This is a genomic window from Mycobacterium sp. 94-17 (genome assembly GCF_035617725.1).
Classification (GTDB): Bacteria; Actinomycetota; Actinomycetes; order Mycobacteriales; family Mycobacteriaceae; genus Mycobacterium.
The window spans coordinates 241890-265102 of the sequence record NZ_JAPIYN010000003.1 but is presented as its reverse complement, the minus strand read 5'-3'; the positions used below and the strand labels follow the sequence as shown (position 1 = coordinate 265102).

Genomic DNA, 23213 nt, shown 5'->3' with positions numbered 1-23213 from the left:
GGTTGTCCTCGACCGGCGTCTGCGAGTTGGATAGCGATATGCGACTCGCAGGCACCCACGCGGACGTCCCGACCGCCGGGTGATGCGGATCACGGCGATCGTCGAGCGGGCGGTCGGCCTCGATAGCGGCCGCAACGGCGGCCCCGCCAACGCGATGGTCGACTTCTCGCACCACACGGTGTCGCTGGTGGCGGTCATCAGCGATGTGATCCGGCACGGACGTCCGGTGGTGGGCGCGGCCTTCGATTCGATCGGCCGGTTCGCGCAGAGCGGCATCCTGCGCGACCGGATGATCCCGCGAGTGCTGGCCGCATCCCCCGACGCGCTGCTCGATCAGTCGGGATACCTCGATCCCGCGGCGGTCTTGGCGTGTGCGCTCACCGACGAGAAGCCCGGCGGGCACGGCGATCGGGCGGCCGCCGCGGCTGCGCTGGAACTTGCCTGCTGGGACCTGAACGCCAAACTGCGCGACGAGCCGGCCTGCGTGACCATCGCCCGCCACGCCGGACGAGAGCCCGCAGCGTCGGTGCCGGTGTACGCAGCCGGCGGCTACTACTACGCCGACGGCGGGGTCGAGGGGCTGCGCGCGGAGATGCGCGGATACCTCGACGCGGGCTATGAGGCGGTCAAGATGAAGATCGGGGGCGGCGCCCTCGGTGCGGACCTCGCACGGATCGAGGCCGTCGTCGACGTGGTCGGGGCGCCGGGACGGGTCGCGGTCGACGCGAACGGCCGGTTCGACCGGGACGAGGCCATCCGCTGGGCGGCCGCGTTGGCCCCCTACGGCCTGCGCTGGTACGAGGAGCCGGGCGATCCCCTGGATTATGCGCTGCACCGGGCGGTGACGCGGTGCCATGACGGCGCGGTGGCCACCGGGGAAAACCTCTTCTCGGTGCCCGACGTGACCAACCTGGTTCGCTACGGCGGCATGCGGCCCGATCATGATGTCTTCCAAATGGATCCGGGCCTGAGTTACGGGCTGACCGAGTACATCCGGATGCTCGACGTGATGGCGGCGCACGGCTTTGATCGCCGTTTCGCGTTCCCGCACGGCGGCCATCTGATCAACCTGCACGTGGCTGCCGGGCTGGGCCTGGGCGGATGTGAGGCCTACCCCGGGGTGTTCGGTCCGTTCGGCGGATATCCCGACGCCTGCGCTCCGGTGGGGGGCCGCATCTCGCCGAGCGACGCCGCGGGCTTCGGGCTCGAGCAGAAGGCCGGCCTGGCCGAACTGATCGCCGAGCTGACCGACGGGAGGATGTGCGGATGAAGATCGCCGTAATCGGTTGCGGTGCCATGGGCTCCATCTATGCGGCCAGATTGGCCGCCGCGGGTAACGACGTGCTGGCGATCGACCGCTACCGGGCCGGCATCGATCAGATCGCCGAACACGGGCTGCGCGTCACCGGCCCGGACTACGACCAGGTGGTGCCGCTGCGGGCGAGCACCGCCGCGCCGGCCGAGCCGATGGACCTGATCGTGCTCGCAGTCAAGGCGGACGACGTGAAAGACGGTGCGCGACAATCTCTCCCGATGCTGGGTCCGGCCACGCCGGTGTTGACCATCCAGAACGGCCTGGGATCGGCCGATACCGTGGCCGGCATCGTCGGCGACGGCCGCCTCGCGGTCGGCATCGCCAGCGGGTTCGGCGCGGCGACCGTGGCTCCCGGGCATGTCCGGCACAACGCGATGAAAGCGATGCGGTTCGGCGCCTACTCGTCGCTGCCGCTCGCCGAGGTCGAGGCGATCGCGCGGGCGTGGGCCGACGCCGGATTCGACGCGGCGGCGGTCACCGACATCGCCGCCATGCAGTGGGAGAAGCTCATCTGCAATGTCGCCTACAGCGCGCCGTGCGCGCTGACCGGCTTGACCGTCGGCCAGGTGCTGGACGACCCGGAGATGGGGCCGGTCAGCCGGGCTGCGGCGACGGAGGCGTGGACGGTCGCGCGGGCGTCGGGCATCGCGGTCGCCGTCAACGATCCGGTCGAACACGTTCGTGCCTTCGGCGCGCAGATGCCCGACGCCAAGCCGTCGGCGCTGCTGGACCACGAGGCGCACCGCGTCAGCGAGATCGACGTCATCAACGGCGCGGTCCCGCGCCAGGGCGCCCGGGTCGGCGTCGCGGCGCCGGTCAACTCGACCCTGACCGCGCTGGTCAAGTCGATCGAAAGGCACTGGCACTGACTGGGCGCAACCAGAAGGGCATACGGCCCCGGCGTACGCCGCGATAGGAGGAAGCCGCCGATGAGAGAGACCGTCACCGACCCGGACCGCGACCGGCGGATAGCCGAACGCGTCGAGCAGCTGTACGCCAACGACCCCCAATTCCGGGCCGCCGCGGCGTTGCCGGCGGTGACCGACGCGGCGCACCGCCCGGAACTGCGACTGGCCCAGGTCGTCGACACCTATCTGAGTGGTTACGCGGACCGGCCCGCGCTGGGTCAGCGCGCCTGCGAGGTGGTCGTCGATGCGGCGACCGGCCGCGCGACCACCACGCTGCTGTCCGGATTCGAGACCATCACCTACCGCGAGCTGGGTGACCGCATGGCGGCGCTGGCCGCCGCGTGGCGATCCGGCCTGCCCGCCGGCCTGCGACCGGGCGACTTCGTCGGCGTCTTGGGTTTCACCAGCATCGACTACGTGGTGCATTACCTGGCGTGCATCCGGCTGGGCGCGGTGTTCGTGCCGCTGCAGACCAGTTCCACCGCGGCCCAGCTCGGCCCGATCGTGGCCGAGACCCAGCCGCGCGTCCTCGCCGCGAGCGTCGAATCCCTGGACACCGCAGTAGATGTCGTGGCCGACGCGCCCTCGGTGCAGCGGCTGGTGGTGTTCGACTACACCGGCGCCGACGACGACCAGCGCGGCCGCTTCGACCACGCCCGCGCGCGGCTGGCAGACGCCGGGCACCGCGCCGAGGTGGTGTCGCTGTCCGCCGAGCTCGACACGGGCCGCGGGCTTGCACCGCCGCCGGCGTTCATCCCGGCCGATGGTGAAAACCCGTTGACCACGCTGATTTACACCTCAGGTAGCACCGGCGCCCCGAAGGGCGCCATGTACACCTCCGACATGATGACCCGAATCTGGCAGCGGCCGCACAGCCCCTCGGTGGACATCGGCCGGCTGATCCCGGCGATCCACTTGCAGTACATGCCGCTGTCGCACGTGTACGGATTGGAGTGGCTGATCGCCACCCTGTCCTCCGGCGGTATCGGCTACTTCGCCGCCAGGAGCGACATGTCCACCCTGTTCGACGACATCGGCCTGGTCCGGCCCACCGCCCTGAACCTGGTTCCCCGGGTGTGCGACATGTTCTTTCGCCGCTACCGCAAGGAGCTCGACCAGCGCCAGGGCGGCGAGCTCTCCGGCGAGCAGCTCGATGACGCGGTGAAAACCGAACTGCGGCAAGACTTCCTCGGCGGACGCGTGATCTCGGCGATGTGCGGCAGCGCGCCGCTGTCCAAGCAGATGCACGCCTTCATGGAGTCGCTGCTCGACATCCCGGTGGCCGACGGCTACGGGGCCACCGAGACCGGCGGCGGGATCATGCGCAGCGGCTGGATCCGGCGGCCACCGGTGACCGACTACAAACTGGTCGACGTTCCCGAGCTGGGCTATCTCACCTCCGACCAGCCGTACCCGCGCGGCGAGCTGCACCTCAAGGCCAGCAACGTGATTCCCGGCTACTTCAAGCACCCCGAGCTGTCGGCAAAGATCTTCGACGACGAGGGTTTCTACAAGACCGGCGACATCATGGCCGAGCTGGAACCCGACCACCTGGTGTACCTGGATCGCAGCAACAACGTGATCAAACTGTCGCAGGGCGAATTCGTGGCGGTGTCCCAGTTGGAGGCGACGTTCTCGGCCAGCCCCTACATCCGGCAGATCTTTCTCTACGGCAGCAGTGAGCAGCCGTTCCTGCTCGCCGTGATCGTGCCGAACAGCGACGCGGTCGGCGACGGGGACGCGCGCGCCCTGATCGCCGACTCGCTACAACGCATCGCCGCCGACGCCCACCTGCACCCGTATGAGATTCCGCGCGACTTCCTGCTGGAATCACAGCGTTTCACCCGGGACAACGGGCTGCTGTCCGGGGTCGGCAAGCTGCTGCGCCCGGCCCTCAAGGCCCACTACGGCGAACGGCTCGACGCCATGTACGACGACATCGAGGCCAGCGGTGGCAACCAGCTCGGCGAGCTGCGTGCCGCCAGTCGCGAGCTGCCCACCATCGATACCGTGCGGCGCGCGGGCGCGGCCACCCTGGGCCTGCCGGCGGACACCGCCCTGCGCGCCGATGCGAAATTCATTGAGCTGGGCGGTGATTCGCTGTCCGCTTTCTCTTTCGCCACACTGCTGTCGGAGATCTTCAATATCGACGTGCCGGTGCAGACCATCGTCAGCCCCACCGCGAACCTGACCACCGTCGCGAATTTCGTTGACGGCGAACGCACCTCCGCCTCGACGCGGCCGACATTCGCATCGGTGCACGGCCGCGGCGCCACGGAGGCCCGGGCCGCGGACCTGACGCTGGACCGCTTCATCGACGCCGAGACGCTGGCCACCGCTCCCCGGCTGCCCGCCGCGACCGGCACGGTGGACACGGTGCTGCTGACCGGGGCCAACGGCTACCTCGGGCGCTTCCTGTGTCTGGATTGGCTCGAGCGGCTGGCCCAGGACGGCGGCACGGTGATCTGCCTGGCCCGCGGCGCCGACCCGATCGCCGGGCGCCAGCGCATCGAGGCCGCGATCGACAGCGGCGACGCCGAATTATCCCGGCGCTTCCGGGAATTGGCCGACAAGCAGTTGCGGGTGCTGGTCGGTGACGTGGGCGCGCCCAATCTCGGCCTGGACACGCCCACCTACGAGGCGCTCGCCGAGTCGGTCGACCTGATCGTGCATTCGGCGGCACTGGTCAACCACGTGCTGCCCTACAGCCAGCTCTTCGGGCCCAACGTGGTGGGCACCGCGGAGATCATCAAACTCGCAATCACCAAGCGGCTCAAGCCGGTCAACTACATCTCCACCGTGGCGGTGACCACGTTGCCGGACGGGAGCTTCATCGGCGAGGATGTCGATGTGCGTTCGGCGAGCCCGTCGCGGTCGCTCGACGAGTCGTACGCCGGCGGCTACGCGACCAGCAAGTGGGCGGGCGAGGTACTGCTGCGGGAGGCCCACGATCTGTGCGGCGTCCCGGTCGCGGTGTTCCGGTCCGACATGATCCTGGCGCACAGCGATTTCGCCGGCCAGCTCAACGTGCCCGACATGTTCACCCGCCTGATCTTGAGCGTGGTGGCGACCGGGATCGCACCGCGGTCGTTCTATCAGCTCGATGCGTCGGGCGACCCGCAGCGCGCCCATTACGACGGGCTGCCCGCGGATTTCACCGCCGGGGCCATCACCACCCTCGGCGCGCGCGCCCGGCAGGGCTACCACACCTACAACGTGCTCAACACCCACGACGACGGCGTCTCCCTGGACACCTTCGTCGACTGGCTGATCGCGGGCGGACACAAGATCGAGCGCATCGACGACTACCAGCGGTGGCTGGACAGATTCACCGAGGCGATGAAGGCGCTGCCCGACAACCAGCGCAAGAATTCGCTGCTGCCGCTGATGAACGCCTACGCCAAGCCCGGCCAGCCGACGCACGGTACCGGCATGCCTGCCGAAAAGTTCCGTGCCGCAGTGCAATCGGCGGGGATCGGCAGCGAAAAGGATGTGCCGCACGTGACCGAGGCCTTGATCGACAAATACGTAAGCGATCTGCAGCGGCTCGGGCTGCTGCGGACGGAGGCACGCGCGGGGTGAGCTGGCCCTAGCGGTTCCGAGCCGGGCTCGGTTCGCCGATGCGGCCGCGGACCCGCCCGACGACGTACAGCCCGAGCACCAGCGCCCACGACAGCAGGCTGAGCCACAGCTGGCTGCGCGCGGTGTGATCGAACGCCATTTGCACCAGCACGGCGGTGATTCCGGCCAGCGTGAGAATCGAGAGCACCGGAAAGAACCACATCTTCACGGTCAGCTTCTCCGCGGGCGCGCGGCGGCGCAGGATGATCTGCGACAGCGCGATCAGCCAGTAGACGAACAAGATGATGGCGCCCGACGAGTTGAGCAGGAAGAGGAAGACCGTGTTCGGCGCGATCCGCGCCATGATGACGCAACCGAACCCGACGGCCGACGACCACAAGATCGCGACGTGGGGTACGCCGCGCCCGCTCAGCCTGACCAGTTGCGTTGGGGCCTCGCCCCGTTCGGCGAGAACGAACAGCATGCGCGACGCCGTGTACAGACCGGAGTTCAGACAGGACAGCACCGCGGTCAGCACCACGGCGTTCATCACCTGATCCGCACCCGAGAGCCCCATGTGTGTGAGCGCTGCCACATACGGTGAGGCGCCGAGTTCCACCGAATCCCAGGGCAACAGCGCCACCAGCAGGAAAACCGAACCGATGAAGAAGATTCCGATGCGGGCCACGACCGATCTCGTCGCCCGTCGCACCGCGAGCTCGGGGTCGCGGCTCTCCGCCGCAGCGACGGTGACGATCTCGGCGCCCACCATGGAGAAGATCACCACCACGACGGCGGCGAACACCGCCCCCACGCCGTGTGGGAAGAACCCGCCGTGGGCGTGCAGATTGGCCAGGCCGCCGGGATGGCGCGGCACCAATCCCAGCACGTACACCGTGCCCACCACCAGGAAGACCACGATGGTCGCGACTTTGATTCCGGCAAACCAGAATTCGAATTCGCCGAAGGATGACACCGAGAACAGGTTGGTCGCGGTCATCAACACCATCAGGCACAGCGACAGCAGCCAGAGCGGCGCATGGAACCAGTAGTTGAGGACCTTGCCCCCGGCGACCGCCTCGAAGCCGACCACGATCACCCAGAAGTACCAATACAGCCAGGCGACCGAGAATCCCGCCCAGCCGCCCAGAGCGGTGGCGGCGTAGTCGGCGAACGATCCGGTCGACGGGTTGGCCGCGGCCATCTCACCGAGCATGCGCATCACCAGAACGACGAGCAGACCACACAGGGCATAGGTGAGGAACGCGGCCGGGCCGGTGTCTTTGATCACCACCCCGGACCCGACGAACAACCCCGCGCCGATCACCCCGCCGAGCGCGATCATGCTGAGCTGGCGCTGCGAGAGCCCCTGACGCAGTCGTGGCGTGCCGGCCATGCAGCACAACATATCCGGTGGCCGCGGAACCGGGCGGGGTTCGGCGGCATTCAAGCCGGGGCGAACGCCTCGTCGCGGCCGTCAGAGATACAGGTCGCGATCGCGGATCAGCGCGGTGGCGACCACGCTGATGACCGCTGTCGCAACCAGATACCCGCACGCCAGCCACGGCGCACCGCCGAGCGCGGCGATCAGCGCGGTCAGGATCATCGGGGTGACACCCGAGGCGTAGATGCCCGAGACCTGGTAGACGAACGACAACCCGGTGTAGCGCGTGCCGGTCGGATACAGCGCGGAGTACAGGGTGCCCTGCGCGCCGTAGAACAACGCATGCACCACGCCGAACACGACGATCATCGCCAGCCCGAACCACACCAGGTCCCTCGTGCCGAACAGGGCGAAGGCCGGAAAGGCCACCAGCCCGTAGCAGGCGACGCCGGCCAGGTACACCCGCCGCGCGCCGAAGCGCTCGGTCAATCGCCCCGATACCGGCAGCAGCACCGCCATCACCAGGGCGGCAACGGTCACCACCACCAACACCGACACCCGATTCAGGCCCAGGGCGCCGGTGGCGTAGCTGATGGCGAAAACGCCCCACGTGTTGAACGCCGAGCCCTCGCCCCACCGCGACAACAGGCCCAGCACGGTGTTGCGCCGCGAACGCGGCTCGCGGATGATGTCGCGGATCGGCACGGTGGAGGCGGCCCGCAGGTCTTGCAGCGCACGGAATTCCGGTGTCTCGTCGACCCGTAACCGGACCACGATACCGATCACGACGAGCAGCAGGCTGAGCAGGAATCCGATGCGCCAGCCGTAGGAGAGGAACCGGGCGGGCCCCAAAGCGACTTGCAGGAAAGCGAATATCCCGGTGCCCAAGGCCAGGCCCAGCGCCAATCCGATCTGCGGGATCGCCCCGAAGCGGCCGCGCCGGTCGCCGGGGCTGTGTTCGACGGCCAGCAGCACCGCCCCGCCCCACTCGCCGCCGAGCGCGAAACCCTGTAGCACGCGCAGGATCAGCAGCAGCACCGGCGCCCAGGCGCCGATCTGCGCGGCCGTCGGCAACACCCCGATCAGAGCCGTGGCGGCGCCCATGATGAGCATGGTGAGCGCCAGGCTGCGCTTGCGGCCGATCCGGTCGCCGATGTGGCCGAACACCAGGCCCCCGATGGGCCGCATGACGAACCCGACGGCGAAGGTTGCGAACGCCAATAGTGTTCCCACCAAAGAGCTTTCGCTGGGAAAAAACACCTTGTTGAACACCAGGCCGGCCGCGGTGGCATACAGGAAGAAGTCGTACCACTCGACGGTGGTGCCCAGCAGGCTGGCCGCGACGACGATGCGCAGCCGCCGGCGCTGTTGTTCGGAGGATTCGGGTGCCGGGGTGACGACTCCGGCGTCGGGTGCCGGCGCCGGCAGGGTGGCCGCCATGGCCGCTAGTGCGCCGAGGCGACCGCGAACGGCGTCGCCGTTGCCGGGTGCGACTTGCGGTTGGGATGTCGCCACAAACCCATCCGCTCGAGCAGCGGCAGCACGCCTTCGCCGAACCAGTAGGCCTCTTCCAGATGCGGATACCCGGACAAGATGAAGTGGGAGATACCCAATTTGGCGTATTCGGCCAGTCGCTCGGCGACCTCGGCGTGCGACCCGACCAGTGCGGTGCCGGCTCCCCCGCGGACCAGGCCCACCCCGGCCCACAGGTTGGGCGCGATCAGCAATCTGCCGCTGTCGCCGCCGTGCAGATCCAGCATGCGGCGCTGGCCTTCGGATTCGCTGCGCGCCAGGCTGGCCTGCACTCGTGCGACGTCGGCCGGGTCGATCGCGGCGAGCAACCGGTCGGCCTCGGCCCATGCCTGGGCGGACGTGTCGCGGCTGATCACGTGAATTCGCAAGCCGTAGCGTAGGATTCGGCCGGCATCGACCGCCAGGCCGCGAATCCAGTCGAGCTTTTTGGCCACCGCGGCCCGCGGCTCGCCCCAGGTGAGATACACGTCGGAGTGTTCGGCCGCCACCGGCCCGGCGGCTGCCGAAGACCCGCCGAAAAACACGGCCGGTATCGGGTCGGGCGCGTTGTTCAGCTGTGCGTCCTCGACCCGGATGTGTTCCCCGGTAAAGGTCACCGGCTCTTTGGCGGTCCACAGCCGACGCACCACATGCAGGAACTCTGCGGTGCGCGCGTACCGCGCCTCCTTGTCCAGGAAGTCGCCGTAGGCCCGTTGCTCGTGCGGTTCGCCGCCGGTGACGACGTTGAGCAGCAGCCGTCCCTGCGAGTGTCGCTGGAAGGTGCCGGCCATCTGCGTGGCCAGGGTCGGACTCAGCATCCCCGGGCGAAACGCCACCAGAAATTTCAGGGTCTCGGTCGATTCGACCAGCATCGCCGTCGTCAACCACGCGTCCTCACACCACAATCCGGTGGGCGTCAGGACGGCTTCGAACCCGTTGTCTTCGGCGGCCGTGCAGATCTGGCGCAGATACTTCAGCGTGGCAGGCCGGTCGCCCGACATCGCCGTGCCGTGTCCACCCGCAACCAGATTCCGCGAATCGCCGTAGGTCGGCAGAAACCAATGAAACGCGAGACTCAAGTCACAATCCTCTTTCACTCCGCATACGCCGGGCTTCATCCTTGTTGACGACAGCGTCGGCGGGCGAGGGTTGAAACCTGCGAGATTGCATCCCCGGCGCACCACCGGCCGCGCCGCGGCGGCCGCGGCCCGCGCACCCCGAACCGTCCACGGCGGGGCGCCGCCGTCACGCCGGCGGCGCCGCGTCTAGCGCTGTCCCAGAAGGCAATACGATCGCAATGATTTCGCCGGCGCCGATCGGCGGATTCGCCGCTACGATGACTACGGTCCGGCACGGCGGCGCAACCCGGCGCTCGTTTGCCCGCGCCGGATGTCCGCGGCGACGGCGCAAAGATCACCGATCCGTGACCGATCAGTCACGCCAGATCACACAATGCTTCCAATACGGCGTGGCTCGGCGGGTGATCCCCGCTTCGCGCGGCATTATTGCGATCATGCCTGACCTCACACGCCGAGCGGTGCTCCGGATGGGCGCCGGTGCCGGACTCGGGGCCACCGGCGTGCTCACCTTCAGCTCCCTGCTGGCTCCGGCCGCGTCGCGCGCCGCGACACTGCCGCAGGCTCCCGCGCCGTTCGAGCCGCCGACGGCGGGCAAGGCCCTGCCGACCCGGCTCACCGGGTCGTTCGTGTCGGCGGCCCGCGGGGGGATCAAGACCAACTACGTGATCGCCATGCCGCCGGGGCAGACCGGGTCGCTGCGGCCCGTGATCGCCCTGCACGGCGTGGACGGCGATGCCAACCAGATGGTCGACATGGGCGTCCCGGACGGGCTGGCCCAGCTGGCCAAGGAGGGCAGGCCGCCGTTCGCGGTGGTCGGCGTCGACGGCGGCAACGGCTACTGGCACAAAAGGGAATCCGGCGAGGACTCGGGCGCCATGGTGCTCGACGAGCTGCTGCCGATGCTGTCCACGATGGGCTTCGACACCTCCCGCGTCGGTTTCATGGGGTGGTCGATGGGCGGCTACGGGGCGCTTCGGCTGGGCGCCAAGCTGGGCCCGGCGCGGACCGCAGGCATCTGCGCGATCAGCCCCGCTTTGTACACCTCGTATCCGCTGAGTGCGCCCGGGGCATTCGACAGCAACGATGACTTCGTGCAGAACAGCGTGCTGGGCCTGCCGGCGCTGAATTCGATCCCGCTGCGCGTGGACTGCGGCAATTTCGACCGTTTCTATTTCGCCACAAAACAATTCGTCTATCAGCTGAAGACTCCGCCCGCGGGCAGTTTCTCCCTCGGCGGACACGACGTCGCCTACTGGCGCAGCCAACTGCCCGCCGAGCTGGCCTGGATGGCGACCTAGCCCACGCAGATGACACTTCGGGAGCAATCAGTCGCAGGCAACCCACATTCCGTGGGAAGGCAGACTTCCCGAAGCGGATTCCGGCCCGACATCGAGGGACTGCGCGCCGTCGCGGTGATCGCGGTCGTGCTCTATCACGCGGGCATCCCGGGGCTCACCGGCGGCTACGTCGGCGTGGACGTCTTCTTCGTGATCTCCGGCTTCCTGATCACCGGGCTGCTCTTCCGCGAGGCGAGCACCACCAATACCGTTCGGCTGGGCCGGTTTTACGGAGCGCGCGCGCGACGGCTGCTGCCGGCGGCGGCCATCGTCGGCGCCATCACCGCAATCGGCGCGGCCGCGGTGTTACCTCCCCTGCAGGCGCGCAGCGTGTTTCTCGACGGCATCGCCAGCGCCTTGTACGTCGGCAACTACCGGTTCGCGGCGCGTGGCACCGACTACCTGGCCTCCGAGGCGCCCTCGCCCTTTCAGCACTACTGGTCGCTGGGCGTGGAAGAGCAGTTCTATCTGCTATGGCCGGTGCTGATCATCGCCGTCGCCTGGTCGGTCCGGCGCATTCCGCGGCTTCGCGGTGCGACCCCATACGCGGCGGTCCTCGCGGTGATCGTGGGGGCATCGTTGACGGCGGGCACTATCTGGACCCGCACCTCGCCGTCGTGGGCGTTCTTCTCGCTGCCCACCCGCGCCTGGGAGTTGGCCGCAGGTGGCCTGGTGGCCCTGACGATCCCGCAGTGGCGCGGGCTGTCGCTGCGGACCGCGTCGATCGCCGGGTGGGGCGGTCTGGCGTTGATCCTGTTGACCTGCACCCAACTCAATTCCCACACCCCCTATCCCGGTATCGAGGCGCTGCTGCCGGTGCTGGGTACCGCGCTGATCGTCGGCGGCGGCGCCGTCACCGGCGGTCTCGGGCCCGGCCGCCTGCTGTCTCGCCCGTCGATGCGCGCGATCGGCCGGATCTCCTATTCGTGGTACCTGTGGCACTGGCCGGTGCTGCTGCTGTTGCCCGCGCTGCTCGACGAGCCCGCGGGGTTGCCGGCCAGGCTGAGCGCGACGGGTGTGTCCGCCGGGCTCGCCGTCATCACCCTGCACCTGGTGGAGAATCCGGGACGTTTCGCCGCGGCGCTGCGCCGGTCGGCGAAGGTCAGCCTGGTGGTGACCGGTGGCGCGAGTGCCGCCACCGCGTGCGCATGCATGGTGCTGCTCAACGTGATTCCGGCGCCGGTGGGCCACGGGGTGGCGGCTCCGCGCGCCAACATCATCGCGACACCGCCGGCCAACGTCGCCGCCGTCAGCCCCCAGGAAGCCGCGGTTCGTCAGGCGTTCGGTCAGGCGCGCGACGCTCTCGCGGCGGCCGTGGGCCTGCGGGCCGTCCCGTCGAACCTGGACCCGCCGCTGGCCAAGGCGCCCGCCGACAAGGCCGCCGTGTTCGTCAACGGCTGCGTCCGCTCCTGGCGCGACGTGGGACAAAGCGAGTGCGCGACGGGCGACACCGCCTCGACGACCACCGTCGCCCTGATCGGCGACTCGCACGCCGCCATGTGGAACCCCTCCTTCGAGCGGCTCGCCGAGCAGCGGCACTGGCGGCTGGAGACGCTGGCCAAGGTGACCTGCCCGCTGCAGGACCTGCACATCACCAGCCCGTATCTGGGCCGCGAATACATCGAATGCGAACAGTGGCGCGCCCAGATCATGGCCCGGATGAACGCCGAGCACCCCCGGCTGATCGTGCTGGACATGAGCCGGCGCTACGGGGGCGACTTCGGCTTCACCTCCTATGACCCGGCGTGGATCGACACCCTCGGTAACACGGTGGCCCAGTTGCGCGCCACGGGCGCGAGCGTGCTGGTCCTGGGACCGGCCCCGGACCCGCAGTCGTCCGTGCCGACGTGCCTGTCCGGTCATCTTGACGATGTAAGTTCTTGTACGCCAACAAAACCCGAGGCAGTCGATGGCGGCGGGATCGCCGCCGAGCAGGCGGTGACGGCCCGTAGCGGCGGCCACTACGCCGACCTGACCGACATGTTCTGCACCCCCGAGCGCTGCCCGGTCATCGTCGGCAACACCCTGGTGTTCCGCGACGACAACCACGTGACAACCCAGTACGCGCAGTTGGTGGCACCGTTGCTGGGTGCGCTCACCGACCGCGTGCTGGCGAAGGGGTGAGTAGCGAATGAACTTTTCGCGGCCGGCCAACGTCGGATCAGTAAAAGGCTCTTGGAGGTTCTAGCATCATGTCCGCGCTGTTGCTGGTCTGCATCGCAGTAACCGCGCCGTTCGCCGGAATCGCCTTCCTGCACGTGCAAGACCGCCTGGAGCGCTGGGACTACCAGCGGCACGCGGACGACTGACCCCCGCTACCGCCCGTCACACCTGAGTCAGATGGACAGCTGCGTGCCGATGAGCGGGGCGATCTTGTCGGCCATGTACTGATGGCCCGCGTCATTCGGATGCACCCCATCGGCGCCGATCAGGTCGGGCCGGCCGACGAACCAGTGTTCGGCGATCGGATCGATGAACGTCGCACCTACCGCCCGGGCCGCGCCACCGAGGACGTCGCGGATCAGAAACATCGACGGCGGGACGTCGGCGGTCGGCCAGGGCGGCCCGATCACCAGCAGCCGCGCCGCCGGTGCCGTGCGGCGCGCCAAATCCAAAGCGGCGTTGGTCTTTACGGTCAGCGTCGCGGGATCGATCCCCTGGTCGTTGCGGGAGCCGAAGAACACCACCAGCGCGTCGTCGGGCTGGACCGCCCGGGCGGTCAGATCCTCGAAGATGCTGCCGTGGTCACCCGGCGCGGCATAACCGGCCCTGCCTTCCGCCGCCACATTGCTCGAGATCCGCGAACCCCGCGACCTGAGAACCCCGAACGCGCGCGACGTCCACGATCTCGGCCCCACACCGCCCTCGCCCGTGCCGGTGGTATACGAATCCCCCACCACTGCAACGTGATTCATGCGAAAGTCCAGCGTCAGCGTCTCGTAGGTGCGCAATTGGGCCGGATACACCAAGCCGACGCCGATCAGAAAACTCAACCCGATGAGAAAGGAGGTCAGACGACTCACTCTCACCTCCTGTGTCTAGGGCATCGTCAAGTGCCACCGCGTCCTCATCAAGTATTCCCGGTGAATCGCGGCCGGCCGTTGAGGCGGTGATCACACCGCGCGGGCCGAAACCGCTTCCAGCGGACGGTCTATCGGATGCAGCTTACCGTTCGAATCGCTTCTCGCGTCCACGGCTCTGACGTCGACCATCTTGCGCATCCAACGGCGGGCCGGCTCTTCGACACCGTGATACAGCAGCACCGAGGCGACCAGGGCGATCGCAAGCAGCCCGATGACGTTCCATTTCCAGGGGTTGTCCAGGGTGTCGAGCTCGAATTGCTCTACGGCCCAGCCCCAGGCGGTGTGCACCAGCTCGTGCACCATGTACAGGCAGAACGAGATCTTGCCGCCGTAGACCATCACGCGGGCCGACAAGACCCTCGGCAGGCTCCCGAGCCCGATGGACAGCGAGATCACCAGCGGCACGAACAACACGTCGACGACGCCGCCACTGTCGTTCTCCACCACGCCCGATATCGGGTGCGCGCCAAACCAATACAGCACGCCCACCATGGCGGCCAGCAGAAGCAGGGAGACGTATCCGGCAACGCGGCGGCCCCGGTCGCCCAGCCGCAGCCTGCGTACCGCGACACAGGCCAATGCGCCCGCCGTGAATTGCGTGACGATTCGCGGCAGCCAACTCCACGGCGTGTAGAAGTGGCCGCTGGCGAGCAACATCAGCACGGGGGGCAGCGATGCCGCGAACGCCAGCACCATCAGGCTGCGCGCCCTGGTGGTTTGTTTCATCCGTAGCAGGACCAGCACCACGACAGCGAAGAGCACATAGGCGAGCCATTCCGCGCTGATCGACCAGGCCGGCCCGTCCCAACTCGAGTCGTCGAAGAACGGCACGAACCATAACTGCACCAACAGGACTTGGCGCACGTAGCTGATCGCGGTGAGCTGGGCGGCATCCGGCGACGGCACATGACCGACGTGCAAGGTGAAGATCACCCACAGGGCGGCCAGATGCAGGGTGACCAGGTAGACCGGCCACACCCGCGCCAGTCGCAGCCACAGGAAATGCAGGGTCGCGCGGGTCGACCAGGACCGGCCCATGCGGTCGAGGTAGTTGTACGTCAGCACGAACCCGCTGAGGATGAAGAAAAGGTCGACGCCCTGAGCGCCACAATTGAGCACCGGCGCCAGGGCGTCACGAAAATCGGGCGACAGATCGCCGAGCATCGGCCGGAAGTGGAACAGCACCACCCAGAGCGCCGCGACGATCCGGAGCCCCGTCAGGGCCGTGATCTCGCCTCGGATTTCTCCGCCCCGCACGCTGCTCTTCCCGTCGAATCCTGCTGTTCGTTGTCCTGCTAGGTCGGCCCGTGCTACTTCGGGCCCCACTATCGCGAAAGGGTGGACATCTCGCCACGTCACAAACGCCCCGACCAATAACCGGCAGCCTTGGCAGCCTAGCAGTGCAACCGTCGCGATGCGTGGACGGTGACGGGTGTGGCACAGAACGTTCCGGGGTATTCCGATCGCCTGATATTCCGCTGGACGTTTGCTCAGCGGAGTATCGCAGCGGGCCCGCCAATGTTTCTTAGCAAAGCGTTAGACGCGGCTTCCGGTCCCCTTATGCTTGGGAACTAGCGTTCTAGGCGTTGCTTGGTGAGCGCGGAAGCGCCCCCCGGTCACAGCGCGAACGCCACGGAGAGTGAGGGGTCTGCATGACGATCGCAGGCAGCCAGACTGGCCACGACAACTGCGTGTTTGATTGCGCAGGCGCACAGGTTCGGGCGCACTATCGCCACCTGGCCACCGTGGTCCACATCCGCGGCGAAATCAACGATGAGAACGTTGACCGGATTCGTGGTCATATTGCGCGTTTCACACTCGGAGAAAACCCCGTGGTGCTCGACGTCGCCGACGTCAGCGAATTTGCTGGAGCCGGCATTTCGTTGCTGTACGCGTTCGATGCCGATTGTCGCGCAGCCGGGGTGGATTGGACCCTGGTCGCCAGCTCAGCGGTCACCCAGGTGCTGGACGACACCGGTCACCACGCCAGCTTCCCGATCATGCGCACGGTTCACGAGGCGCTCAAGGACCGGGCGGACGCCATCGTGCTCCGCCGCCGGATGGCGTTACCCCTGGTCAGCAAGACCCTTCAGTAAGACCGTTTGGCTGCCGGGCGCGCGCGCCGCAGCCGACCGATTCCGACCACCGCCAGCACCCCGGCGCAGGTCAACAGCACCAGCGTCAGCAGAAGCAGCTGCGGGTCGTAAACCAGCGACGACGTGGAGGGCTGCCCGTCCGCGATCGGTGCCACGGTCACGGTATGACGCGAGTGCAACCAGCTCAGTCCCGCGCACACGAGCCCGGCGCAGGCCAGGGCGAGCTCGAGCACCGCGCGGTTGCGGGCGTTCACTGCGCCGCTCCCGCGTCGTCGTCCCAGTCCTTTTCAACCACGTCGGAGCCGGGGGGGTCCACCCGCTCTTGGACCAGCGGGGTCAGCGCGGCCCGTAGCTGGCGATGGCGACGCGCCCAGGCCTGGGCCGTGCGTCCGCCGGTGAGCTTGAGACCGATGCCGACGCGGCCGCGGGGCACTCCGACCAGTTCGCCGAGCGCCCGGGCCGACTGCCACCTCGCCAGGTCTTTGCCGGAGGCTTCGTGGTTCTCGGCCTCCGGATACACCTTCAGGATTTCGCGGACCAGAATCGTCTCGGTGCCCTGGCGCAGTGCGTCTTGGGTGAGCTCGACAGAGACGTGGATACGCGCGGCCTTCACCTGCAGCCCCAGGAACGCCGACACGAGCACGAGGAAGATCGCGGGCACCACCAGCGATACCGGGGCGCCGCTCCAGATTTCGATCGCGACCATGGCCGCCGCCGCGGCCGGGCCGCACGCCAGCCACCACCAGCTGGCGCCGGGTTCGTAGAACAACGGCTTGGGTGCGGTGTCGCCGTAGGTCGTCATCGCAAGCTCCGTCTCACGAGAGCCAGCCTGCCGCATTCGCGGCCCAATACGTGAGAACGATATCCGCTCCGGCGCGCCGGATGCTGGTCAGTGACTCCAGCGCCGCTGCGCGCTCGTCGATCCAATTGTTCGCGGCGGCAGCGCAGATCATCGCGTACTCCCCTGACACTTGATAGGCGGCGACGGGAACGGGCGAAACGTCCGCCGCGGCCGCGACCACGTCGAGATAACCCAGGGCCGGCTTGATCATCACGATGTCGGCGCCCTCGTCGATGTCGAGCGCGACCTCGCGCAGCGCCTCCCGGGCGTTACCCGCCTCCTGCTGGTAGGTGCGCCGGTCGCCGGACAGGCTGGAACCGACCGCCTCGCGAAAGGGACCGTAGAACACCGAGGCGAACTTGGCGGCGTAGGCCAGAATCGCCACATCGGTGAAGGCCGCGGCGTCCATGCCGTCGCGAATCGCCCCCACTTGACCATCCATCATGCCGCTCGGCCCCACCACCTGAGCGCCCGATTCTGCTTGCGCCACAGCGAGTTCCACGTACCGGGCCACCGTGGCGTCGTTGTCGACCCGGCCCCTGTCGTCGAGAACGCCGCAGTGCCCGTGGTCGGTGAACTCGTCCAGACAGGTGTCGGCCATCAACACGGTCGCGTCGCCGAGGTCCTTGGCCAGGTCCCGCAACGCGACATTCAGGATGCCGTCGGGGTCGGTTCCGGCCGACCCGATCGAATCCTTGTCCTCCGCACGGGGCACACCGAACAGCATCAACCCGCCCACCCCCGCGGCGACGGCGCCGGCGGCCGCGTGGCGCAACGAATCACGGGTGTGCTGCACCACGCCGGGCATCGAACTGATCGGCCGTGGTTCGTCGATGCCGTCGGCGACGAACATCGGCAGCACCAAATGCCTTGGCTCCAAAGATGTTTGCGCTACCAGACGACGCAACGCCGGGGTGGTGCGAAGCCGGCGCGGGCGGTGCCGCGGGTAGGCGCTACCGCTCATGGTGGCGACCCGCTAACGCCCATGGTGGCGACCCGCTGCGCCCGGCTCCGCCGCGCTGGCGATCGCCACTAACGCCTGCGGCTCTTCTTGCGCGGCGGCGGCAGCGCACCCTCGGCGCGCAACCGCGCGGCGTGTTCGGCGAGCGCGTCGACCAGTGGACCGACGGCGGCGGTCTCGGGCTGGACATCAACCCGCAGGCCGAATTCGGCGGCGGTCTCGGCGGTCTTGGGGCCGATGCAGGCGATGATCGTCCGTGCGTGCGGCTTGCCGGCGATGCCGACCAGGTTGCGCACCGTGGAACTGGACGTGAAGCACACCGCATCGAAGCCGCCGGTCTTGATCATCTCCCGCGTTTCGGCCGGCGGCGGGGCGGCCCGCACGGTCCGGTAGGCGGTGACATCCTCGATCTCCCAGCCACGTTCGCGCAGACCCTCGGCCAGCGTCTCGGTGGCAATGTCGGCGCGCGGCAGCAGGACCCGATTGACCGGGTCGAAAATGCTGTCGTAGGGCGGGAAGTCGTCGAGCAGACCCAACGAGGACTGCTCACCGGCTGGCACCAGTTCGGGGCTGATCCCGAACGCGCGGACCCGGTCGGCGGTCGACTCGCCCACACACGCGATCTTCACTCCGGAGAACGCGCGGGCGTCCAGACCGAACTCACCGAACTTCTCCCACACCGCACGCACCGCGTTTGTCGAGGTGAACACCACCCACTGGAAGCGGCCGTCGACCAATCCCTTGACGGCCCTTTCCATTTGAGCCGGGCTTCGCGGCGGCTCGACCGCGATGGTCGGCACCTCGATGGGCAGCGCGCCGTAGGACGTCAGCCGCTCGCTCATCTCGCCGGCCTGGTCTTTGGTGCGCGGCACCAACACGGTCCAGCCGTACAGCGCACGGCTTTCCCACCAGTTCAGCTTCGCCCGGCTGGCCACCGTCTTGCCGATCGTCACCACCAGCGGGCCGGTCAGCGGGCCGGCGGGGTCGGTACCGCCCAGCACGGCGGAGTCGGTCAACCCGTGCAGCGTGGTTTCGATGGAACGCTGCTGACAGGTGGTGCCGTGCGCGGTCACCACGCACGGGGTGTTCTCGGCGAGCTCGTGCTCGATCAGGGTGCGCGCCGCGTCCGCCAGATGCGACGACGTGGCCTGCAGGATCAGCGGGCCGGGCGCCGCGGCCAGCGCCTCCCAGTCCACATGGGGGTCGCGCACGTCGGCGACCGTGTGCGAAGAGCCCAGCGGCAACCCCGCGTACGTCGGAACCGCGTCGCTGGGGGCCAGCCCGGGCACGATCTCGATGTGCAGATGGCTCCGCGCGATGGCGTTGACCTCGGTGATGACCGCGTCGACCGTCAGCGGGTCGCCGGCCACCAGCCGCACCACGTCGACGCCCGTGCGCGCCTCGGCGGTCAGCGTCTTGGCCACCTCGGCGGGGTCACCCAGCGCCGGACGGATATCGGGGCCACCGGATATCACCGCCGGCTGCGCCTTGCCCTGCTCGGAACCGCTGCCGCCATTGCCGGCGGCCGGGTCGGCCGGGGCCGGGCCCGAAACCGGCGGCAGGTCTTTGCCGATCAGGGCCAGCACCGGCTCAGGCACGTCAGGGTCTGTGAACACCAGGGCGGCGTTCGCCAGCACCGCGGCGGCCCGGGTCGTCAGCAATCCCGGGTCACCCGGGCCGGAGCCCACGTACGTGATGCGGCCGGGTGTCGGCTTACGGCCTCGCGTCGTCATTGTCGCTCCCACGTAACTCGCATTTAATTTCCTCGCGCCGGGTCTTGCCGGGCTTCGTTCATCAACTCTCGGGCGCCCAGCTCGAACAGCTCCGCGGCCACCGAAAGCCCCAGCTCCCGTGCCCGATCGGGACTTCCGATACCGGACGCGCGGATCACGTCGGACCCGTCCAGCGCCGCCACGCAACCGCGCAGCGACAGCTCTTCGAAGATCCGGCCGTCCTCATCGATGGACTCGACCACCTCGGCGATCGCGCCCACCGGTGCGGAGCAACCGGCCTCCAGTTCGGCCAGCAGGGCTCGCTCCGCGGTGACCGACGCGCGCGTGTCGGCATCGTCCAGTTCCGCCAGCACCGCCGCCAGCCGGCTGTCACCGGCACGGCATTCGACGGCGAGCGCACCTTGAGCCGGTGCGGGCAACATCTGCACCGGCTCTAGCGTTTCGGTGACATCGTCGAGGCGACCGATCCGGGCCAGTCCCGCCCGGGCTACCACGATCGCATCCAGATCACCACTGCTTACCCTGTTCAACCTGGTATCTAGGTTGCCTCGTAGGGGGCGGATTTCCAAACCGAGACCCAATGCTCTAAGCTGCGCGGCCCGCCGCGGCGACGAGGTGCCCACCAGCGAACCCGAAGGCAACTCGGCGAGCACCAGGCCATCCCGCGCCACCACCGCATCGCGCGGGTCGTTGCGCACCGGTATGGCCGCCACAGCAAACCTCGGATCGTCGGCCGTCGGCAGGTCTTTATGGGAGTGCACCGCGGCGTCGACACCGCCCTCCTCCATGGCCTCGCGCAGCGCGGTGGTGAAGACACCCACCCCGAGCGACTCGATGGGCGCCGACGAGCGGTCCCCGGCCGTGCTGATCGTGACCAGTTCCGCCGGGTGGCCCAGCGCGATCAAAGCGTCTCTGACGACCCCGGCCTGGGTGGTGGCCAGCAGGCTGCCCCGGGTGCCTATCCGGATCACGTTCGCCAATTGCCTACTCGGCGGTTTGCGGAGGAGTGCCCGCATCGAATCCGTTTGCCACGACCGGCAATTCGCCCGCGGCCACGGCATCGACGGCAGTCTGGTCGAGTTCGAAGAGTTCGCGTAGCGCCTCGGCGTAGCTGTCACCGCCGGGCGCGCTGGCGAGCTGTTTGATCCGCACGGTCGGCGCGTGCAGCAGCTTGTCCACCACCCGTCGCACGGTGCGGGCCACCTCTTCACGCTCGCCGCTCTCGAGCCCGGGCAGCCGGTTGTCGAGGCGCAGCAGCTCCGCTTCGACCACATCGGCGGCGCGCTGGCGCAGCGCCGTCACGGTCGGCGTCACCTCCGCCATTCGCTGCCCGGCCAGGTAGGCAGCAACTTCGGTGGCGACGATGGTGCGGGCGGCGTCGACGTCCGCCGCGGCGGCGTGGGCCGTCGGCTCGCGCTGCACGCGGTCCACATCGACCACCCAGACGCCGGGCAGCCCGGCCACCGCCGGATCGACGTCACGCGGCATGCCCAGGTCGCAGATCACCAGCGGCCTGAACTCTTCGTTGCGGCGCGCGGCGGCCAGCGCGTGGTGCACGTCGGCCAGCGAGACCACCGGGGTCACGGCCCCGGTGCAGCTCACGACCACGTCGGCGCACGCCAAGGTGTCGGCCAGGCGCTCCAAGGGCAGGGCGTCGGCCCGCACACCGGCGTCGCAGATCTTGCGGACCAGGCGCTGACCCCGGGACAACGACCGGTTGACGACGTGAACCTGCCCGATGCCGGCACGAGAAAGGTGGCCCGCGGCCAGCGCGCCCATCGCTCCGGCGCCGACCAGGACCGCGGTCTTGCCCGACAGCCCGCCCAGGCGGCGTTCGGCCATGCTGAGCGCGACGGATACCACCGAGGCACCCGCGGCGTCGATGGCGGTTTCGGAATGCACCCGCTTGCCCACCGACAACGCCCGCTGGGCCAGCTCGTGCAGGACGCGGCCGACGGTGCGGTTGGTCTCGGCGCTGGCATAGGCCCGACGGACCTGGCCGAGCACCTGCTGCTCGCCGATCACCGCGGAATCCAGGCCGCTGGCCACCGCGAACAGATGCTCGACGGCGGCCTCGCTGTAGCGGACGTACGCATACTTGGTGAGGTCGGCCATCGACATCCCGGACTGCTCCGACAGCACCTGCCCGATCACCGCTAACCCGCCGTGAAACGCGTCCACCACCGCGTAGACCTCGACCCGGTTACAGGTCGACAGCACCATCGCCTCGGTCACCAGCGGTGACTGCAACACCCGGTCGACAATCTTGCCCTGATCGGACTCGTCGATGCTGAGTTGTTCCAGGACGGAGACCGGCGCACTGCGGTGCGAAACCCCGAAGAGCAAGACGCTCACGGCAGCATCACCTGGCCAGCTCCCTTGCTTCCTCCAGTAAATGAACTGCTGTCCACGGTAATCGTTTATCAGCTGGGCTACCAAATAATTGCCAGGCGCCGGCCGGCCGGACAGGGGCGCGCGGGTCAGCGGCCGAGATCGGCCCGCAGCCGGGGTTCGTCGATCTCCCAGTAGCTGTGCTCGCGGCCGTCGAGCAGGATCACCGGCAGCCGATCGCCGAACTCGGCCCGCAGCGCGGTGTTGCCCGCCGCGGCCGCGGTGTCGACGTCGGTCATCGACAAGTCGAAGCCCAGCTCATCGGCCAGTTCGGCCAACCGCGCATGAACGCGCTCGCAGATGGCGCACCCGTCGCGGGTCAGCAGCTCCACCTGCGGGCGGCCGAGGGCGTGCGTCATGCGGACCAGTCTGGCATCGCTGACTTGTGACGCTCCCCACCAGTCGTTATGTTCCCGGCCATGGCTGACGAGACGCTGCGGGTCGATCCCGTCGTGATGCAAGGCACTGCCGCCTCGCTCAGCGGTGCGGCCGAGCATCTCTCGGCTCAGCTAGCCGATCTCGACGATCAGGTGGGTCAGCTGCTCGCCGGTTGGCACGGTGCGGCGGGCACGGCGTACGGATCCGCGTGGGAGCTGTGGCACAAGGGCGCCCGCGAGGTAGAGCTCGGGTTGTCGATGCTGGCGCAGCTGGTGGGCCAGGCCTGCAGGGCGTATCAGGACAACGAGGCCTTGTCCGCCCAGGCGGAACTGGCGGTGCGCGGTGGCTGAGGCGTTTCGGGTTGATCCCCAGGCGTTGACGGACGCGGTGCAACGAATGGCAGCATTTCAGCGCCACGTTGAAGACAGCATTGCCGAAATCGATTCTCGTGTAACGCGTTTGCACATATCGTGGACGGGCCGTGCCGCGGCCGCTCACGCCCAGGCGCATCAGCACTGGGTCCGTGGCGAGGCGATGATGCGCGAAGCGCTGACGCAGCTGGGGCAGGTGGCCGGCATGGCGCATCACAACTACACCGGCGCGATATCGACGAATCTCGGTATGTGGTCGTGAC

The 23213-nt window shown here is 68.5% G+C and carries 20 protein-coding genes; 8 read left to right on the top strand and 12 right to left on the bottom strand.

The genetic code is table 11. The features are described 5' to 3' along the window. Positions 1 to 82: 82 nt before the first annotated feature. From OQ789_RS05970 to car, 3 genes are read left to right on the top strand one after another with little or no spacing between them, the layout of a single operon-like run. Positions 83 to 1270 carry an enolase C-terminal domain-like protein gene (locus OQ789_RS05970; protein WP_324684158.1) on the top strand — a complete coding sequence of 396 codons (1188 nt, stop codon included), beginning with the start codon at positions 83 to 85 and terminating at the stop codon, positions 1268 to 1270. After that, the gene (locus OQ789_RS05965; RefSeq protein WP_324684156.1) at positions 1267 to 2184 is read left to right on the top strand and encodes a 2-dehydropantoate 2-reductase; all 918 of its coding nucleotides are present in this window, start codon (positions 1267 to 1269) and stop codon (positions 2182 to 2184) included. Before OQ789_RS05970 ends, OQ789_RS05965 begins: the two co-directional genes overlap by 4 nt. A gap of 60 nt (positions 2185 to 2244) precedes the next feature. Next, complete coding sequence (gene car, locus OQ789_RS05960) at positions 2245 to 5805, top strand: carboxylic acid reductase (protein WP_324684154.1); 3561 nt, start codon at positions 2245 to 2247, stop codon at positions 5803 to 5805. 7 nt (positions 5806 to 5812) lie between these two features. Here car and OQ789_RS05955 read toward each other — a convergent pair whose 3' ends face one another. From OQ789_RS05955 to OQ789_RS05945, 3 genes are all read right to left on the bottom strand, one after another. Beyond that, a complete protein-coding gene (locus tag OQ789_RS05955; protein WP_324684152.1) occupies positions 5813 to 7180 on the bottom strand; it encodes an amino acid permease in 1368 nt (455 codons plus the stop codon). Positions 7181 to 7261: 81 nt separating this feature from the next. Beyond that, positions 7262 to 8608 (bottom strand): MFS transporter, encoded by a 1347-nt coding sequence (locus OQ789_RS05950; protein ID WP_324684150.1) that lies wholly within the window; start codon positions 8606 to 8608, stop codon positions 7262 to 7264. A 5-nt stretch (positions 8609 to 8613) separates the two neighbouring features. Beyond that, positions 8614 to 9759 carry an LLM class flavin-dependent oxidoreductase gene (locus OQ789_RS05945; RefSeq protein ID WP_324684148.1) on the bottom strand — a complete coding sequence of 382 codons (1146 nt, stop codon included), beginning with the start codon at positions 9757 to 9759 and terminating at the stop codon, positions 8614 to 8616. 434 nt (positions 9760 to 10193) lie between these two features. On the opposite strand from OQ789_RS05945, the gene OQ789_RS05940 reads away from it, so the two are divergent. Both OQ789_RS05940 and OQ789_RS05935 read left to right on the top strand, forming a co-directional pair. Next, the gene (locus OQ789_RS05940) at positions 10194 to 11057 is read left to right on the top strand and encodes an alpha/beta hydrolase (protein ID WP_324684146.1); all 864 of its coding nucleotides are present in this window, start codon (positions 10194 to 10196) and stop codon (positions 11055 to 11057) included. A 51-nt stretch (positions 11058 to 11108) separates the two neighbouring features. Beyond that, a complete protein-coding gene (locus OQ789_RS05935; protein WP_324684144.1) occupies positions 11109 to 13220 on the top strand; it encodes an acyltransferase family protein in 2112 nt (703 codons plus the stop codon). A gap of 212 nt (positions 13221 to 13432) precedes the next feature. Here OQ789_RS05935 and OQ789_RS05930 read toward each other — a convergent pair whose 3' ends face one another. Both OQ789_RS05930 and OQ789_RS05925 read right to left on the bottom strand, forming a co-directional pair. Next, positions 13433 to 14119: an Rv0518 family GDSL lipase gene (locus OQ789_RS05930; protein ID WP_324684142.1), complete on the bottom strand. Its 687-nt coding sequence runs from the start codon at positions 14117 to 14119 to the stop codon at positions 13433 to 13435. Between the two features lie 90 nt (positions 14120 to 14209). Then, complete coding sequence (locus OQ789_RS05925; protein ID WP_324684140.1) at positions 14210 to 15436, bottom strand: acyltransferase; 1227 nt, start codon at positions 15434 to 15436, stop codon at positions 14210 to 14212. 395 nt (positions 15437 to 15831) lie between these two features. On the opposite strand from OQ789_RS05925, the gene OQ789_RS05920 reads away from it, so the two are divergent. After that, positions 15832 to 16275: an STAS domain-containing protein gene (locus OQ789_RS05920; RefSeq protein ID WP_324684137.1), complete on the top strand. Its 444-nt coding sequence runs from the start codon at positions 15832 to 15834 to the stop codon at positions 16273 to 16275. On the opposite strand, the gene OQ789_RS05915 is transcribed toward OQ789_RS05920, so the two are convergent. The 7 genes from OQ789_RS05915 to OQ789_RS05885 all read right to left on the bottom strand — a co-directional run bounded on the left by OQ789_RS05915 (position 16269) and on the right by OQ789_RS05885 (position 22560). Further along, the gene (locus tag OQ789_RS05915) at positions 16269 to 16529 is read right to left on the bottom strand and encodes a hypothetical protein (RefSeq protein WP_324684135.1); all 261 of its coding nucleotides are present in this window, start codon (positions 16527 to 16529) and stop codon (positions 16269 to 16271) included. The genes OQ789_RS05920 and OQ789_RS05915 overlap by 7 nt on opposite strands. Further along, on the bottom strand, positions 16526 to 17077 hold the full coding sequence (locus tag OQ789_RS05910; RefSeq protein WP_324684133.1) for a DUF3093 family protein: 552 nt from the start codon (positions 17075 to 17077) through the stop codon (positions 16526 to 16528). The genes OQ789_RS05915 and OQ789_RS05910 overlap by 4 nt, the downstream gene beginning before the upstream one ends. Before the next feature lie 13 nt (positions 17078 to 17090). Continuing rightward, positions 17091 to 18080 carry a porphobilinogen synthase gene (hemB, locus tag OQ789_RS05905; RefSeq protein WP_324684132.1) on the bottom strand — a complete coding sequence of 330 codons (990 nt, stop codon included), beginning with the start codon at positions 18078 to 18080 and terminating at the stop codon, positions 17091 to 17093. 68 nt (positions 18081 to 18148) lie between these two features. Further along, positions 18149 to 19810, bottom strand: a complete 1662-nt coding sequence (locus OQ789_RS05900) for a uroporphyrinogen-III synthase (RefSeq protein WP_324684130.1) — start codon at positions 19808 to 19810, stop codon at positions 18149 to 18151. A gap of 23 nt (positions 19811 to 19833) precedes the next feature. Further along, positions 19834 to 20781 carry a hydroxymethylbilane synthase gene (gene hemC / locus OQ789_RS05895; RefSeq protein WP_324684253.1) on the bottom strand — a complete coding sequence of 316 codons (948 nt, stop codon included), beginning with the start codon at positions 20779 to 20781 and terminating at the stop codon, positions 19834 to 19836. A gap of 13 nt (positions 20782 to 20794) precedes the next feature. Next, entirely contained in the window at positions 20795 to 22165 is a 1371-nt protein-coding gene (locus OQ789_RS05890) for a glutamyl-tRNA reductase (protein WP_324684128.1), read from the bottom strand. A 125-nt stretch (positions 22166 to 22290) separates the two neighbouring features. Continuing rightward, positions 22291 to 22560: a glutaredoxin family protein gene (locus OQ789_RS05885; protein WP_324684127.1), complete on the bottom strand. Its 270-nt coding sequence runs from the start codon at positions 22558 to 22560 to the stop codon at positions 22291 to 22293. Between the two features lie 60 nt (positions 22561 to 22620). On the opposite strand from OQ789_RS05885, the gene OQ789_RS05880 reads away from it, so the two are divergent. Both OQ789_RS05880 and OQ789_RS05875 read left to right on the top strand, forming a co-directional pair. After that, positions 22621 to 22929 carry a WXG100 family type VII secretion target gene (locus tag OQ789_RS05880; protein ID WP_324684126.1) on the top strand — a complete coding sequence of 103 codons (309 nt, stop codon included), beginning with the start codon at positions 22621 to 22623 and terminating at the stop codon, positions 22927 to 22929. Further along, positions 22922 to 23212: a WXG100 family type VII secretion target gene (locus OQ789_RS05875; protein WP_324684124.1), complete on the top strand. Its 291-nt coding sequence runs from the start codon at positions 22922 to 22924 to the stop codon at positions 23210 to 23212. Before OQ789_RS05880 ends, OQ789_RS05875 begins: the two co-directional genes overlap by 8 nt. Position 23213: the final 1 nt, after the last annotated feature.

Bases quoted from the DNA above. Each gene is read 5' to 3' on its own strand.
- OQ789_RS05970 (WP_324684158.1), top strand. From the start codon at position 83: ATGCGGATCACGGCGATCGTCGAGCGGGCGGTCGGCCTCGATAGCGGC.
- OQ789_RS05965 (WP_324684156.1), top strand. From the start codon at position 1,267: ATGAAGATCGCCGTAATCGGTTGCGGTGCCATGGGCTCCATCTATGCG.
- car (WP_324684154.1), top strand. From the start codon at position 2,245: ATGAGAGAGACCGTCACCGACCCGGACCGCGACCGGCGGATAGCCGAA.
- OQ789_RS05955 (WP_324684152.1), bottom strand. From the start codon at position 7,180: ATGGCCGGCACGCCACGACTGCGTCAGGGGCTCTCGCAGCGCCAGCTC.
- OQ789_RS05950 (WP_324684150.1), bottom strand. From the start codon at position 8,608: ATGGCGGCCACCCTGCCGGCGCCGGCACCCGACGCCGGAGTCGTCACC.
- OQ789_RS05940 (WP_324684146.1), top strand. From the start codon at position 10,194: ATGCCTGACCTCACACGCCGAGCGGTGCTCCGGATGGGCGCCGGTGCC.
- OQ789_RS05920 (WP_324684137.1), top strand. From the start codon at position 15,832: ATGACGATCGCAGGCAGCCAGACTGGCCACGACAACTGCGTGTTTGAT.
- OQ789_RS05910 (WP_324684133.1), bottom strand. From the start codon at position 17,077: ATGACGACCTACGGCGACACCGCACCCAAGCCGTTGTTCTACGAACCC.
- hemB (WP_324684132.1), bottom strand. From the start codon at position 18,080: ATGAGCGGTAGCGCCTACCCGCGGCACCGCCCGCGCCGGCTTCGCACC.
- OQ789_RS05900 (WP_324684130.1), bottom strand. From the start codon at position 19,810: ATGACGACGCGAGGCCGTAAGCCGACACCCGGCCGCATCACGTACGTG.
- OQ789_RS05885 (WP_324684127.1), bottom strand. From the start codon at position 22,560: ATGACGCACGCCCTCGGCCGCCCGCAGGTGGAGCTGCTGACCCGCGAC.
- OQ789_RS05880 (WP_324684126.1), top strand. From the start codon at position 22,621: ATGGCTGACGAGACGCTGCGGGTCGATCCCGTCGTGATGCAAGGCACT.